Source organism: Sphingomonas sanguinis (genome assembly GCF_001476905.1).
Taxonomy (GTDB): Bacteria; Pseudomonadota; Alphaproteobacteria; order Sphingomonadales; family Sphingomonadaceae; genus Sphingomonas; species Sphingomonas sanguinis_B.
In genome coordinates this window covers 23,008-38,121 of record NZ_LDTE01000018.1, presented here as the reverse complement: position 1 = coordinate 38,121, position 15,114 = coordinate 23,008, and the positions used below count along the sequence as shown (strand labels likewise).

Annotated in this window: 15 protein-coding genes; 2 read left to right on the top strand and 13 right to left on the bottom strand. The window is 67.0% G+C overall.

The genetic code is table 11. The annotated features are described in order from the left end of the window. Positions 1–126: 126 nt before the first annotated feature. The 7 genes from SB4_RS04120 to SB4_RS04090 form a co-directional block, all read right to left on the bottom strand. Entirely contained in the window at positions 127–876 is a 750-nt protein-coding gene (locus SB4_RS04120; RefSeq protein ID WP_058751535.1) for a lysophospholipid acyltransferase family protein, read from the bottom strand. Then, complete coding sequence (locus SB4_RS04115; RefSeq protein WP_007406973.1) at positions 873–1,295, bottom strand: Fur family transcriptional regulator; 423 nt, start codon at positions 1,293–1,295, stop codon at positions 873–875. The genes SB4_RS04120 and SB4_RS04115 overlap by 4 nt, the downstream gene beginning before the upstream one ends. A gap of 99 nt (positions 1,296–1,394) precedes the next feature. Further along, positions 1,395–1,865 (bottom strand): GNAT family N-acetyltransferase, encoded by a 471-nt coding sequence (locus SB4_RS04110; RefSeq protein ID WP_058751534.1) that lies wholly within the window; start codon positions 1,863–1,865, stop codon positions 1,395–1,397. Next, positions 1,865–2,515: a tRNA (adenosine(37)-N6)-threonylcarbamoyltransferase complex dimerization subunit type 1 TsaB gene (tsaB, locus tag SB4_RS04105; RefSeq protein WP_058751533.1), complete on the bottom strand. Its 651-nt coding sequence runs from the start codon at positions 2,513–2,515 to the stop codon at positions 1,865–1,867. The genes SB4_RS04110 and tsaB overlap by 1 nt, the downstream gene beginning before the upstream one ends. 7 nt (positions 2,516–2,522) lie before the next feature. Beyond that, positions 2,523–3,113, bottom strand: a complete 591-nt coding sequence (locus SB4_RS04100; protein WP_058751532.1) for a malonic semialdehyde reductase — start codon at positions 3,111–3,113, stop codon at positions 2,523–2,525. Then, a complete protein-coding gene (locus SB4_RS04095; protein ID WP_058751531.1) occupies positions 3,113–3,682 on the bottom strand; it encodes a NifU family protein in 570 nt (189 codons plus the stop codon). Before SB4_RS04095 ends, SB4_RS04100 begins: the two co-directional genes overlap by 1 nt. Before the next feature lie 166 nt (positions 3,683–3,848). Next, positions 3,849–4,565 (bottom strand): aspartyl/asparaginyl beta-hydroxylase domain-containing protein, encoded by a 717-nt coding sequence (locus tag SB4_RS04090; protein ID WP_193753730.1) that lies wholly within the window; start codon positions 4,563–4,565, stop codon positions 3,849–3,851. Positions 4,566–4,755: 190 nt separating this feature from the next. Between SB4_RS04090 and SB4_RS04085 the strand changes: the two genes are divergently transcribed. Next, the gene (locus tag SB4_RS04085) at positions 4,756–7,716 is read left to right on the top strand and encodes a M16 family metallopeptidase (protein ID WP_058751529.1); all 2,961 of its coding nucleotides are present in this window, start codon (positions 4,756–4,758) and stop codon (positions 7,714–7,716) included. 259 nt (positions 7,717–7,975) lie between these two features. Beyond that, positions 7,976–9,817 (top strand): translational GTPase TypA, encoded by a 1,842-nt coding sequence (gene typA, locus SB4_RS04080; RefSeq protein WP_058733973.1) that lies wholly within the window; start codon positions 7,976–7,978, stop codon positions 9,815–9,817. Positions 9,818–10,051: 234 nt separating this feature from the next. Here typA and SB4_RS04075 read toward each other — a convergent pair whose 3' ends face one another. The 6 genes from SB4_RS04075 to SB4_RS04050 form a co-directional block, all read right to left on the bottom strand. Continuing rightward, positions 10,052–11,791 carry a chloride channel protein gene (locus SB4_RS04075; RefSeq protein WP_058751528.1) on the bottom strand — a complete coding sequence of 580 codons (1,740 nt, stop codon included), beginning with the start codon at positions 11,789–11,791 and terminating at the stop codon, positions 10,052–10,054. Positions 11,792–11,896: 105 nt separating this feature from the next. Next, a complete protein-coding gene (locus tag SB4_RS04070; protein ID WP_058733971.1) occupies positions 11,897–12,784 on the bottom strand; it encodes an LOG family protein in 888 nt (295 codons plus the stop codon). Positions 12,785–12,817: 33 nt separating this feature from the next. Next, complete coding sequence (locus SB4_RS04065) at positions 12,818–13,480, bottom strand: extensin family protein (protein WP_058751527.1); 663 nt, start codon at positions 13,478–13,480, stop codon at positions 12,818–12,820. A 42-nt stretch (positions 13,481–13,522) separates the two neighbouring features. After that, entirely contained in the window at positions 13,523–13,744 is a 222-nt protein-coding gene (locus tag SB4_RS04060; protein ID WP_058751526.1) for a helix-turn-helix domain-containing protein, read from the bottom strand. Then, the gene (locus SB4_RS04055) at positions 13,744–14,250 is read right to left on the bottom strand and encodes a DUF2975 domain-containing protein (protein ID WP_058751525.1); all 507 of its coding nucleotides are present in this window, start codon (positions 14,248–14,250) and stop codon (positions 13,744–13,746) included. Before SB4_RS04055 ends, SB4_RS04060 begins: the two co-directional genes overlap by 1 nt. Before the next feature lie 102 nt (positions 14,251–14,352). Further along, positions 14,353–15,090 carry a DUF4328 domain-containing protein gene (locus tag SB4_RS04050; RefSeq protein WP_082669943.1) on the bottom strand — a complete coding sequence of 246 codons (738 nt, stop codon included), beginning with the start codon at positions 15,088–15,090 and terminating at the stop codon, positions 14,353–14,355. Between the last annotated feature and the right edge of the window lie 24 nt (positions 15,091–15,114).

Below are 15,114 nucleotides of genomic sequence, written 5' to 3'. Positions count from 1 at the left end.
CCATCTGCGCGCTCGCGGTGGTGGCGGTCATCAGGCTGGCGGCAACGAGAATCGTCTTGAGCATGGCTTCCCCCCGAATGGTCGGCGGATGCTACCGCGCCGACCCGGGCAAGGCGATGGCCTATTTCAGGACATGACGATCCGCCGCCGGGCCTCCGCCGCGATCGCCTTGCGGTCGGGGAAGTCGGCAGGGTCAAAAGGCTCCAGATAATGGAGCGTGACGGTGAACCGGCCCCGCCGCCGCAACACCCGTTTGACATGGGCATCACCCGGATCGGTGCCGAGCCAGGCCAAGTCGGCCGCCGCCGTCCCATAGTCGATCCGCACTGGCTGCACCCGAATACCGGGCAGCGGCGGGACCAGCGCGGCGAAGAGCGCAGGCTTGAAGGGCAGGATGCCCAGGTCGTCACCGGTCGTCCCCTCGGGAAACACCGCTAGCGGTTGCCCCTCGGTCAGGGCGGCGCGGATCGTCGCGACCTGATCGCCGACGCCCAGCCGGTCACCGCGCTCGACGAAGAGCGTGCGGTTGAGGCTGGCCAGCCAACCAATCAGCGGCTGGCTGGCGACCTCCGCCTTGGCCACGAAACGTGTGCCCGACGTGCCCGCCAGCAGCAGGATATCCATCCAGCTCAGATGATTGGCGGCGATCATGGCATCGCGGCGCAGCGGGGTGCCGACCACGCGAATGTCCGCGCCCAGGATGATCGCCACCCGGCGCAGGAAGCGGCGCGGCCAGGGCGAAAAGCGACCCAGCGCCCGCCATGTCCCATGCAGCGCCAGCGCGACCAGCAGCACGGCCACGATACACAAAAGGCGACCCGCTGCACGCAGGCCGCCCTTGCTGTCGGCGTCGGTCGAAGTGGCGACCGCCATCATCCCTTGCGGTCGAGGCTGACGCCGTAGAGTTCCATGCGGTGGTCGACCAGACGGAAGCCCAGCTTCTCGGCGATCGCCTTTTGCAGCTGTTCCAGTTCGGGGTCGACGAACTCGATCACGCGGCCGGTTTCGACATCGATCAGATGGTCGTGATGCGCCTCGGGCGAAGGCTCGTAGCGGGCGCGGCCGTCGCCGAAGTCGTGGCGGTCCAGGATGCCCGCTTCCTCGAACAGGCGGACGGTGCGGTACACGGTCGCGATCGAGATGCCGGGATCGATCTTGGCGGCGCGCTCATAGACCTTTTCGACGTCAGGATGGTCCTCCGCCTCCGACAGGACGCGGGCGATCACGCGGCGCTGTTCGGTGATGCGCAGACCTTTTTGGGCGCACAGCGCTTCGAGATCGATTTTGCGGGCCATGGTAACGTTTCAACTCCTCGGGCAAACCCCTCTCTACCCCTAAAGCCTAATTGCGAAAAGGGGATAGCGACTCGCAATAACCCGGAAACTGTGATCGGGTCAGCCGATAGACCGATGATAGGTGTGCGCGTCGTAGTGCCGCCCGTCCGCACCCTTATAGTAATTGCGCCGCTCGCCGCACTTGGCAAAGCCGTGGGCGGCGTAGAATTGCACGGCGGGATTGTTCGACCGCACCTCCAGATGGAGCGTCGTCACGCCTTGATCGGCGCAGTCGGCGACGACCGCCTCGACCAGTTGGCTGCCGATCCGTGCACGACGATGATCGGGCGCGACGCCCAGCAGCAGCAGCTCCGCCTCGTCCAGCACTGCACGGGTCAGCGCGAAGCCCGCCGGTTCCTCGCCCGCCTCGGCGATCAGCAGCTTGATGCCGGGCAACGCCATCACGCCAAGCAGTTGCGACCGGTTCCAGGCCTCGCCCCATTGCGGGTCGAAAGCGGCGGTCATGACCTGTTCGACGACACCGGCGTCGCGCGCGTCACCGGGGCGAAGCGAGATGCCGATGCTGGCCATCAGGCGGGCCCGAGACCGATGGTGTCCGGGGGCGTGACGCCGCCGGGCAGCTTGGCATCGGGCGCGCGGCCATAGACGGGGCGCGGAGGCAGGGCAGTGAGGTCGCCGGGCAGCCGCCATGCCTCCGACGCATCGGGCAGCGCCTCGACCACCGGCAGATCGGGTGACAATGCGGCCAGCCAGCGCACGCCGTTGCCGATCGCGACCCGGCCTTCGAGTGCGGCAAGCGCGGCATCGGGCTTCAGAGAGGCGAAAGGGGAGAGGGCGGTCAGGTCGCGGGCAAAGGTCTGGACGAACACTTCGCCATGCCCACCCTCCAGCACGACGGTCAACGCGTCATCGTCGCGCGCGGCGAACCCGGCGGCGGCGACCAGCGCCAGCGACTGATAGCCGGTCGCGGTCACGCCCCAGCCCAGCGCCAGCCCGCGCGCCGCCGCGATGCCGACGCGGATGCCGGTAAAGCTGCCCGGCCCGCAATCGACCAAGATGCGCTCCGCCCGGCCGCCATCGGGCAAGGCCGCGATCATCGGCACCAGCCGCTCGGCATGGCCGCGCCCGACCACGTCATGGCCATGCGCGACCACCCGGTCGCCGTCGAGAAGCGCGACCGAGCAGGCGGCGGTGGCGGTGTCGATGACCAGCGTGCGCAAGTTCGGCTCAGGCGATGCGGTTGGCTTGCTCGAACGCCAGCCGGGGGTTGCGCGGGTGTAGCTTGCTGCGATCGCCGTACCCCAGCGTCGCGATGAAGTTCGACCGCACGCCCGGCTGGTCGGCGAAGAAGGCCGCATCGACCTTGGCCTTGTCGAACCCCGCCATCGGCCCGGTATCCAGCCCCAGCGCGCGTGCGGCGAGGATCAGATAAGCCCCCTGCAGGCTGCTGCTCTGCATCGCCGATCCACGGCGCTTTTCCAGATCGCCCTCAAACCAGCTCTTCGCATCCATATGCGGGAACAGCTGGGGCAGATGCTCGTGGAAATTCTCGTCCATGCCGATGACGACGGCGGTGGGCGCGTTGCGGATCTTGTCGGCATTGCTGTCCGAGGCGCAGGACGCGAGCTTTTCCTTCGCCTCTTCGCTCAGGCACCAGACCATGCGCGCCGGGCTCTGGTTGGTCGAGGTCGGCGGCATCTTCATCAGATCCCAGATCGCCCGGATCTCGTCCTCGCCGACGGGCGTGTCGAGATAATGGTTGAAGGTGCGGCCCTCGCGGAACAGCCGGTCCAGGCTGGCGTCGTCGATCGGGTTCATCAGACGGCCTTCACTTCGGTGACCTCGGGAACATAGTGACGCAGCAGCTGCTCGATGCCGTTCTTCAACGTCGCGGTGGACGAGGGGCAACCGGCACAGGCACCCTGCATCTTGAGATAGACTTTGCCCTTGTCGAAGCCGCGATAGACGATGTCGCCACCGTCATTGGCGACCGCAGGCCGCACGCGCGTGTCGATCAGCTCGCGGATCTGCGCCACGATGTCGGCATCTTCGGGATCGTCGGTAAAGCTATCTTCGGAGGGCACCAAGAAATCGGCCGCGCCCTGGCGGAACAGCGGCATCTGCGCCGAGAAATGGTCGAGCAGGATGCCGAGCACGTCGGGCTTCACGTCGGACCATTCGGCCCCCGGCGCGATCGTCACCGATACGAAGTCGCGGCCGAAGAACACGCCGGTCACGTCACCCAAGTTAAAGATCGCCTCGGCCAGCGGGCTGGCGGCGGCTTCCTCGGGCGAGGCGAAGTCGCGGGTCCCGCTGTCCATGACCTTGCGGCCGGGCAGGAATTTCAGCGTCGCCGGATTGGGCGTCGGTTCGGTCTCGATCAGCATGGCCCCCATGTGGCGCGGGTCGCGACGGGGATCAAGCAGGGTCCGGGAAAGGATGCGTTTCCGGTGCGCAATCGTCGGTATGGTGCGGCCATGATGCGACGCGCCTGCTATTCCTTGGCTTGCAGGAGCCGTCATGAAGACTGCACCGCTCGAATGTCGATGGGCTTTAGGCCGCCTCGCCCAGCAACCGCACCACGCCGTCCGCGACCGCCCGGCCCGGCTGGCGCAGCGGCCGCGCGAACCGCAGGCGCAGGATGATGCGGGGCGTCTCCGCCTCGTTCCACAATTGGTGCGGATAGCTGTCGTCGAAGACCAGCGTCTCGCCCTCCGCCCAGCGGACGATCCGGTCGCGAACCCGCATCCGGGCATCGCCATCGCGCGGCACCACCAGGCCGAGGTGACAGGTCAGCAGCGCCTTGGTCGGGCCGCGCCGCGCCGCGACATGCGTGCCCGGCGCGAGCAGCCCGATGGCCGCGTCGTGCAGGCCGGGCACGCCGTCCAGCGCCGCCGACAGGCCGGGGCATTGGCGCAGCGCCGCGGTGCCGGGGCGGAGCGGCACGATCCCGCAGGACCGCACCATGCCGGTCAAGGCCACGGCGTCCTCGCGGATCGCGCGCCACTGACGCCGAAGCCCAGCCGTCCAGTCGAACTGGCGGACGTCGAGCACCGGTTCGTTAGAGACCAGTGACGAGGCGGCAATCACCCCGTCGAACAGGCGGCAGACACGGGCCAGGGCGGGATGAGCCTGGGCAATTGGCTGGGGTGCCACAGTCGGAGAGAGCACGGGGGCGACCGCCCGCAGGGTCCGTTCAGCCTCGCCCGAATGGGGCCATATTGTGGCGGTGCCCTGATGCGGGGCGTGCGCCTTCATCGTCTTGCTCATCACGTTTCCGACCATCCCCGGCCTGCCCCTTTGCGCATCGGGCTTCGACGGCCCGTATGACGCTGGTGCAGCGGTGTTCTTCTAGGCGGCCACTGGGTCGAAATGATGGCGGCACAGGTGCTTTGCCGAGTCGCATTGGGGCGATTTAGGGGCGGCTGGTGATCCGCGTTCCGCCGGGGTAAGAGGGGGCATGGCGTTTCCGTCCCGCGCGATGCGCAGTCTTGCTCTGTCGGCCCTTCTCGGGCTGGCGATTCCCGTTATCGGTCAGGTCCCCCAGGGCCAGCCGAGCCAGCCCAGGCCCACCGACAATCGATCGGTGCCCCAGGGGTTGCCGGTGCCCGTCGCGGTCGTCGGCCAGGCCGCCGATCCGCTCGCCCCGCTGCCGCCGATCCCCGGCGTCGATCAGTCGCCCTGGCTCTACAAGGGCTCCGACCTGCCGCAGGACAAGATGTGGAAGTTCGGGCGGCTGGCCAACGGGCTGCGCTTTGCGGTGCGTCGCAACGGCGTGCCGCCGGGGCAGGTGGCGGTGCGGGTGCGAATCGACGCTGGCTCGCTGAACGAGCAGGATTCGGAGCGCGGCTTTGCCCATCTGATCGAGCATCTGTCCTTCCGCGGATCGCAGCATGTGCCGGACGGCGAGGCCAAGCGCATCTGGCAGCGGCTGGGCGCGACCTTCGGCTCGGACTCCAACGCGTCCACCACCCCGACCCAGACCGTCTACCAGCTCGACCTGCCCGGCGCGACCGAGGCGGGGCTGGACGAGAGCCTGAAGATCCTCAGCGGAATGATGGCCGCGCCCTCGATCACCGCCCAGTCGCTGGGGGCCGAACGCCCCGTGGTGCTGGCCGAGCGGCGCGAGCAGCCGGGGCCGCAGGTCCGCTATTCGGACAAGCTGCGCGAAACCTTCTTTGCCGGGCAGCCGCTCGCCGAGCGTTCGCCAATCGGCCAGCTCCAGACGCTGGAGGCCGCGACGCCCGAGACGGTGAAGGCGTTCCACGACCGCTGGTATCGCCCGGAGCGCGCGGTCGTCATTATCTCCGGCGACATGGACCCGGCGCTGCTAGCCAAGCTGGTCACCAAGAATTTCGGGTCCTGGCAGGGCGTCGGCCCCAATCCGCCCGATCCCGATTTCGGTACGCCCAAGGCCGATGCGCCCGTTGCGGGCACGCTGGTCGAGCCGTCGATGCCGCCGGTCGTCGCCATGGCGGTGCTGCGCCCGTGGAAGTATCAGGACGACACCGCGATCTTCAACCAGAAGCGGATGGTCGACATGGTCGCCGCCCGCCTGATCAGCCGTCGCCTGGAAAACCGGGCGCGGGCAGGGGGCAGCTTCCTCCAGGCCAGCGTCGCGCTCGACGATGTGTCGCGCTCGGCCAATCTGACGACGGTCAATGTCGTGCCGATCGGCGACAATTGGGAAGCCGCGCTGAAGGACGTGCGCGCCGTCGTCGCCGATGCGATGGCGACCCCGCCCAGCCAGGCCGAGATCGACCGCGAGCTGGCCGATTACGATGCCATCCTGCGCAACCAGGTGGACACTGCGCGGGTCGAGGCGGGATCGAAGCAGGCCGACGACATGGTCGGCGCGCTCGACATCCGGGAGACGGTGACCGCGCCCGAAACCAGCTACCAGATCTTCAAGCAGGCGGTGGCGGCGAAGATGTTCACGCCCGACACCGTGCTGGCGTCGACCCGCAAGATATTCCAGGGCACCGCGACCCGCGGGCTGGTCAACACCCGCACGGCACAACCCGATGCAGTCGCCAAGCTGACCGCCGCCTTGAAGGCCGATGTCCGCCCGCTCGCCGAGCAGCGCCGCCGTCAGGGCAAGATCAGCTTCGCGCAACTGCCGAGGCTGGGCGCACCCGGCAAGGTCGTCTCGCGCGAGAAGATCGCCGAGCTGGGGCTGGAAAAGGTCACCTTCGCCAATGGCGTCCGCCTTCTCCTGCTGGCCAATGATGGCGAGACGGGGCGCGTCTATCTGCGCGTCCGGTTCGGGCGCGGTTACGACGCACTGCCCGCGACGAAGGAAAGCCCGGCCTGGGCCGCCGATGTGGCGCTGGTCGCCGGCGGGATCGGCAAGTTCGACCAGGGCGATCTCGACCGGCTGACCGCCGGGCGGACGATGGGCATGGATTTCGACATCGATGACGATGCCTTCGCCTTCAACGCGCTGTCTTCGCCGGGCGATTATGCCGACAACCTCAAGCTGATCGCGGCCAAGCTGATCGCGCCGCGCTGGGACCCGGCACCCGTGGCCCGCGCCAAGGCGGCTATGCTGGCGGGCTATGACGGGTTCGACGCCTCGCCCGACGGAGTGTTGGGCCATGACCTGGAGCGGATGCTGCGCGACGGCGATCCGCGCTGGGGTACGCCGCCGCGGGAGGCGGTGGCGGCGACCACGCCGGAATCCTTCAAGGCGCTGTGGGCCCCGCTGCTCGCCTCGGGCCCGATCGAAGTGTCGGTGTTCGGCGATGTGAAGGCCGATGACGCGATCAAGGCGGTGGCCGAGAGCCTCGGCGCGATCCCGGCGCGACCCGCGACGGTCGGCCCGGTGCCGCCTATCCACTTCCCCGCGCATGTCGCGGAGCCGGTGGTGCGCATGCATACCGGCCCGGCCGACCAGGCGGCGGCGGTGATCGCCTGGCCGACCGGCGGCGGTTCGGCCGACGACCGCATCCGTAACCGGCTGGACGTGCTGGCCCAGGTCTTTGCCGACCGGCTGTTCGACCGGCTGCGTTCGCAGGCGGGGGCCAGCTATAGCCCGCAGGTCGCCAGCCAGTGGCCGATCGGCCTGCCCAGCGGGGGGCGGATGATCGCGATCGGCATGGTTGCGCCCGATAAGGTCGACTTCTTCCTGGCGACCGCGCGCTCGATCGCGGCCGATCTGGCCTCCAAGCCGATCGACGCCGACGAGTTGCAGCGGATCAAGAGGCCCATGGCACAGCGACTGGCGCGCATGGCGTCGGGCAACATGTTCTGGATGCAGCGGCTGGGCGGCGCGGCGTACGACCCGCAGCGGATCGAGGCGACCAGGCGGCTGGCGCAGGACTTCGTGTCGATCGGCCCGGCGGACTTGCAGGCGGTCGCGGCGAAATATCTGCGGCCGGATACGGATTGGACGCTGAAGGTGGTGCCGAAGGCCAAGTAAGTTCCTCCCCCGCAAGGGGGGGGGGACCATGCGCAGCATGGTGGAGGGGGCGCGCCGCGAATGGCGTCCTTAGGGGAAGTCCCCCTCCGTCAGGCCTTCGGCCTGCCACCTCCCCGTGCCGGGGAGGAACCGGTCGCCTCTCCACACGTTTTGGCGACGGAAAACCTTTGTGCGCCGCAATATCCGCGCCGCCCTTTCGCTTTGCTTGGCTTTCGGCTATGGCGCGCGGCGACATACCCTCCGAACAAGAGAAATTTGCATGAGCCTCCGCAACGTGGCGATCATCGCGCACGTCGACCATGGCAAGACGACCCTGGTTGATCAGCTGTTCCGCCAGTCGGGCACCTTCCGCGACAACCAGCGCGTCGAAGAGCGCGCGATGGACTCCAACGACCTGGAAAAGGAGCGCGGGATCACCATTCTCGCCAAGCCGACCTCGGTCGACTGGACTCCGCCGGGCAGCGACGAGTCGATCCGCATCAACATCGTCGACACCCCCGGCCACGCCGACTTCGGCGGCGAGGTGGAGCGCATCCTGTCGATGGTCGACGGCGTCGTCCTGCTGGTCGATTCGTCGGAAGGCGCGATGCCGCAGACGAAGTTCGTGACCGGCAAGGCGCTGGCGCTGGGCCTGAAGCCCATCGTCGTCGTCAACAAGGTCGATCGCGCCGACGCGCGTATCCAGGAAGTGCTGGACGAAGTGTTCGACCTGTTCGTCTCGCTCGACGCGAATGACGAGCAGCTGGACTTCCCGGTCCTCTACGCCTCGGGCCGCAACGGCTATGCCTCGACCGACATGGACGCGCGCGAAGGCACGCTGATCCCGATGTTCGAGACGATCGTAAACCACGTGCCCGCCCCGAAGGTCGAGGTCGAGGACGTGCCCTTCACCTTCCTGGTGACGCTGCTCGACCGCGACAACTTCCTCGGTCGTATCCTGACCGGCCGCGTCAACTCGGGCACGGTCAAGTTGAACCAGGCGATCCACGCGCTCGACGCCGATGGCAACATCGTCGAGACCGGCCGTGCGTCGAAGATCATGTCGTTCCGTGGCCTGGACCGCGTGCCGGTCGACGAAGCCAAGGCAGGCGACATCATCTCGCTGGCGGGTCTGGCGGTCGCCACGGTGGCGAACACCATCGCCGACACCTCGGTCAGCGTGCCGCTGAAGGCGCAGCCGATCGATCCGCCGACGCTGTCGATGCGCTTCGCCGTCAACGACTCGCCGATGGCGGGCCGTGAGGGCTCGAAGGTCACCAGCCGCATGATCCGCGACCGCCTGATGCGCGAAGCGGAATCGAACGTCGCGGTGAAGGTCACCGAGAGCGACGACCGCGACAGCTTCGAGGTTGCCGGTCGCGGCGAACTTCAGCTGGGCGTTCTGATCGAGACGATGCGCCGCGAAGGCTTCGAGCTGGGCATCAGCCGCCCGCGCGTGCTGTTCGGCGAGGACGAGGACGGCAAGAAGACCGAGCCGTACGAGACCGTCATCATCGACGTGGACGAGGAATATTCGGGCACGGTCGTCGAGAAGATGAACCTGCGCAAGGCCGAGATGACCGACATGCGTCCCTCGGGCGGCGGCAAGACCCGCATCACCTTCTCGGCGCCTTCGCGCGGCATGATCGGTTACCACGGCGAGTTCCTGTCGGACACGCGCGGCACCGGCATCATGAACCGGCTGTTCGAGAAGTATGGCCCGCACAAGGGCAAGATCGAAGGCCGCAAGAACGGCGTCCTGATCTCGAACGGCGCCGGCGAAGCGCAGGGCTATGCCCTGGGTCCGCTCGAAGAGCGCGGCATCCTGTTCGTCGGTCACGGCGAGGCGCTCTATGAGGGCATGATCATCGGCGAGAACGCCAAGACGGATGACCTCGAGGTCAACCCGATGAAGGCGAAGCAGCTGACCAACTTCCGCGCGTCGGGCGGCAAGGATGACGCCATCCGCCTGACCCCGCCGAAGAAGATGACGCTGGAGCAGGCGATCGCGTATATCGACGACGACGAGATGGTCGAAGTGACCCCGAAGTCGATCCGTCTGCGCAAGCGCTACCTCGACCCGAACGAGCGCAAGCGCGCGGCGCGGTCGAAGGCGGCGTAAGCCGAACAGGCTAGTGGGAACAGGGGCCGGGCGGAAACGTCCGGCCCTTTTTCTATGGGGCTAGGAAAGCGCTGCTCCCATTCCCATCCTCTTGCCCCACCTCGCCGTCAGGCCTTCGGCCTGCCACCGCGCCTTGCAGGGGAGCAATAGGAAGAATGTCGATCCGGTCCAGGTTGGGTGAGGCAATGAAGGCCGAGGGGCGGGCGGCATGAGCCAAGCATTCCCGAACGACCTTCAATGCTCCCCGAACAATTCCCGCTGCGCCTTGTCGAGTTCCTCGGCATAACGCCGCCGGACATAGGGTTCGGACAACAGCCCCAGCACCGCGCGGTCGGTATCGATCACCGCCAGTTCGTCGGCATCGGCGGCGTCCAGCGCGCTCATCACCGCCTTGATATCCGCATCGGGCAGCAGGGCATGGTCGCGGTGGATGGCGAGCGTGCCGATCGCGGCCGCCGGATCGAGCCCGTCGGCATAGGCGCGCGCGGTCTGGACGACTCCGGCATAATGATCCTGCTCGTCGATCAGGACGACCCGGCTGGTCGAGCCGAGCGGGAAGGTGCGGCGGAATTCGGCGATGCTCATCGCGGCGGGCGTGGCGCGTTCCACCCGGCGCATCATGCGGCCCGCGGTCAAGGTGCGTATCCAGCCGACATCGCGCGCGCTCTTGATCGTCTCGCCGCGCAGGTGAAGCCGCCAGGTCGAGAAGGAATAGCCGAATGTCTCGCGCACGATCGTCGTCGTGACCAGCGAGGCGGCGATCGCTGCGCCCGCCAGCGAGAAGTCGTGGGTGGCCTCCAGCACCAGCATCGCCATGGTCATCGGCCCGCCGACGACCGCGACCGCAAAGGCGGCCATGCCGACCAACGCGGCATTCTGCGGATCGATGATCGCCGACCCTGCGCCCCAGGCGATCAGGTCGGCATAGATATGCCCCAACAGGCTGCCCAGAAACAGCGAGGCAAAGAACAGCCCGCCGCGAAATCCGAAACCCAACGAGACGACCGACGCGGCGCTCTTCATGATGAAGATCGCAGCCAGGAAGCTGAGCGGCAAGCCATATTCCAGGTCGAGATGCAGCGCGCCGTGCCCTGCCGACAGCACCTGCGGCGTCAGTATCGCGAGCGGGATCAGCAGGAACCCGCCCAGTACCGGCCGCCATGACGGTTGGACCGGCAGGCGGCGGGTCAGCGTTTCCATCTCGGCGACCGCGCGCATCAGGACGATGCCGAGCAGCGCGGCGATGGCGCCCAGTCCCGCATAGAGAAGATAATGATGGCTCAGCACCGGCTCGCCCGCGACGGCGTTGACGATGTAGGGCTGTGCACCCAGCATCTGCGCCACCAATACCCCGGTCAGCGACGCCGCTGCGACGGGGGCGATGGCGGCGGGGGTATAGGCGCCGATCACGATCTCGAAGGCGTAGAAGGCCCCGGCCAGCGGCGCGCCGAACGCTCCCGCAATGGCCGCGCCGGTGCCCGCACCGACCAGCACGCGCAGGTCGCCGCGTCGCAGCTTCAGCCAGCCGCCCGCGATCGACGCCAACCCTGCGCCGAGCTGCGCATAGGCGGCCTCAAGCCCCACCGACGCGCCGAAACCGTTGGAGATGATCGTCTGCCCGGAAATCACCAGGCTGTCCGACCAGGACAGGCGACCGCCATGCAGGGCATTGGCCTCGACCGCATCGACCAGCCGCCGCTTGCGTGCGCGCGTCGCCCGCGAGAACAGGGCCAGCATCAGGCCGCCAAAGGGCAGGGCGAGGAGGGCAATCGGCGCTATGGTCGCGGTGGCGCTCAACCGCTGGTCCGATTCCAGCGCGAACAGCCAGTGTTGCAGCGTGCGGGCGACCGCGCCCTGCGCCACGCTGAGCAATCCGGCCCCCGCGCCGATGGCGATGGCCAGTAGAACCAGGCTCGCTTCACTGGCGCGAACCTTGCGCCGAACCCAGGCGGGAGCGAGTCGAAGGACGGACATGGGGCAGGCTATGTCGGGATTCGAGGCGCGCGACCAGCCGCTACAACGACAAGGCCCGCCTTCTCGCGAAGACGGGCCTTATGGATATCATAAGGATCGGCGGGATCAGGCCTGTTCGGCTTCCTTGCGGGCGCGTTCCTCATAGAAGTTGCGCACCACGTCCCACGCCTCTTCGGCGGTCTCGACATAGGTGAAGATGCTCAGGTCGCGCTCGGACACCACGCCTTCCTCGACCAGCGCCTCGAAATTGACGACGCGTTCCCAGAAGGCGCGGCCGAACAGCAGGACGGGGATGGGCTGGATCTTGCCCGTCTGGATCAGGGTCAGCAGTTCGAACAGCTCGTCGAACGTGCCGAAGCCGCCGGGGAAGGCCGCCAGCGCGCGCGCGTGCAGCAGGAAGTGCATCTTGCGCAGCGCGAAATAGTGGAACTGGAGGCTCAGCGACGGCGTGACATAGGGGTTCGGCGCCTGTTCGTGCGGCAGAACGATGTTCAGGCCCACCGACTCGGCGCCGACGTCCGCCGCGCCGCGATTGGCGGCTTCCATGATCGAAGGGCCGCCGCCCGAGCAGACGACGAACTGGCGCATGCCGCGATCGTCGCGGGGCAGCCGGCTGGTGATCTGGGCCAGCTCGCGCGCGATGTCGTAGTACTTGCTCTTGGCGACGAGATTCTCGGCGATCTTGCGCGACTTATCGTCATGCGCCAGCGCCAGCATCGCTTCGGCCTTGGCAGGCTCCGGGATACGCGCCGAGCCATAGAAGACGAAGGTCGAGGCGATCTTGGCCTCTTCGAGCAGCAACTGCGCCTTTAGCAGTTCCAGCTGGAAACGGACGGGGCGAAGGTCTTCGCGCAGCAGGAAGTCCATGTCCTGAAAGGCCAGCGTGTAGGCGGGGCTTTCGGTCTGCGGCGTCGAGACGATCGTCTTGGCGCTCTCGGCGTCCTGGCTGGCATTGGGGAAGACGCGGTTCGGTACTTGGGTTTTATCGGTCATTTTGGATGATGTAGGATATCCCACGCCCCTGCGCTACCGGCAAAAGCGCGCATTATCGTCCTCCAGATGCAGGTGGTTGCGATGCGCCGCATTATAGTCGGGGCTGAGTACCGTGCCGAAGCGCTTGCAGGCCGAGGCGCGAATGACGGTCCAGAAATGCCGCACCTGTGGATCGCTCGAATACCAGTCGTTCAGCAGGGTGATCCGCCGCCCGTCCTTCAGCACGAAGCCGCCGACATCGACCGCATTGGCCAGTGCATGGCCCGAACGCCGGTCGCCGATCCGCTTGGTCCCGACGATGTTGCGACAGGCATAGGTGCCCATCCCCTCGACCTTGGCCAGCGGCGAGCCGAGGATCTGCCAGGCGGCGGGTGCGACGGCGTTTCTCACCCATCCGGCAAAGGCGCGCGCATTGCCGCACCGCATCGCGGTGACGCCGGTGACCGGCACGCCGATATCGGTCAGCTGCACCGTGCCGTAGAGGCCGCAGCCGGGGCCCAGTTCCTTGTCGGGCAGGCGGCGATACTCCACCCCCTCGCGCCGCAGATCGGCCTCGCACTGCGCGGTTTCGCGGATCGGCGGGCGGTAAGGTTCGGGGCGCGAAGCCTGCTGAACGGGCCGGTCGGGACGACCACAGGCGGAAAGGAGCGCCGCCCCCAGGATCGGAACGGCGAGAAACAAGGGGACGCGAACCATGCGACCCCTTGCTCCCTTTCCCGCCGCTTTGGCCAGCCCCGATCAGCCGTGCGGAGGCGTGTCTGCGACATGCTCCAATATGTCGCCAGGCTGGCAGTCGAGCGCGGTGCAGATCGCATCCAGCGTGGTGAAGCGGATGGCGCGGGCCTTGCCGGTCTTCAGGATCGACAGATTGGCGAGCGTCAGGTCGACCCGCTCGGCCAGCTCGGTCAGCGACATGCGCCGGTCGAGCAGCAGCCGGTCGAGGTTGATGCGGATCGCCATCAGATCGTGCCCTCGGCGTCTTCGCGCAGGCGCACACCTTCGCGGAAGACCTGCGCCAGCACCAGCGTCAGCAGAATGGCGAACACGCCGTCCACGCCCATCGGCTTGACCATGCCCTGTGCGCCGAAGGGCAGGATCGGCGGCAGGGCGAATTGCAGCAGATAGGCGACTGCGATGGTGCCTGAGATCTGGTGGAGCCGCTTGACGTTGGCGAGGGTGAAAGGTGCGCCCGCCGCGGTGCTGCGCAACATCTGGATCAGCGGCAGTAGCGCTGCCCAGGCAAGACCCAGGGCCATCAACATGACGGCCAGCACGGCCGCCACGACGCCGGGGGTCTTCGTGTCCAGCACCTGTGCATTGACGTGCACCGCCCCCAGCGCACCTGGCGAGATCGCATCGACGATCAGCACGCCGACCGATGCCAGGATGACGGCCGTGACGAACGCCAGAATGGCGAGCAGCGCGGCGTAGAGCAGCGTGCTGATGTGACTGGCAAAGCGTGTCATAGCGTCCTGTCCCTCCATATCGAATCACTATCGATAATCGATAATACATCATCGATTATCGAACAATATAAATATCGAAATTCGATATGCGGGCGTTGGCGGTCAGGGCAACAGCGATGTCTCCGCGCCTGACATGTCGGCTTCGCGGGCGATACGCTGGCTCTGCAATGTCGAGATGTCGGCCAACAGGCGGCACAGCAGGATGGTCAAGGGTACGTCCAAGACCAGCGACACGACATAGAGCCAGTCGACCGCGATCAGCGAATCAGGCGTTTTCGCCGCTACCGACAGGCGAAAGGTCAGATTGCCGAGCAAGGTCGAGGCGAGCCAGAATCCCCACCACAGCCGCATCCAGTCTGGCACGGGCACCGAATCGGGGCTTTCCGAATCGATCGTAGCCCCCCGGGTCTGGCGAATCCCGGCGAACGGCATCCACAAATTGGCGCCCGGCACGAAGAACCAGCCGACATTCCATTTCGGACCGATAGTCATCTTATCGCTCCAATGATGGGCGTTGCGGTTGATCCGGTGAATCCAACGCGCCACGAGGATGCCGCAGACGATATAGGCCAGCATATAAGGCAGGCTCGCCAATACAGAAATATCGGCAGCGTCTTCAATCGCTTCGGCGGTGCCTGGCGGCGAACCCAAGCCGCCCAGGACATAGATTTCGCCGATACAGGACAGGGCCAGAATGCCTTCGGTGGCAAGCCACAACCACGCCATTCGCTTGCCCCATATTGCCAGGCCCGTGGGATCGCGCAGCATTACCTTTCCTCCTTCGGCAAGTTTGGCACCAAAACTGGCCGAATATTGCGTCAAGACGATTGCGGTTGTCATCTTCGATCGACATCGCTAGAGCCG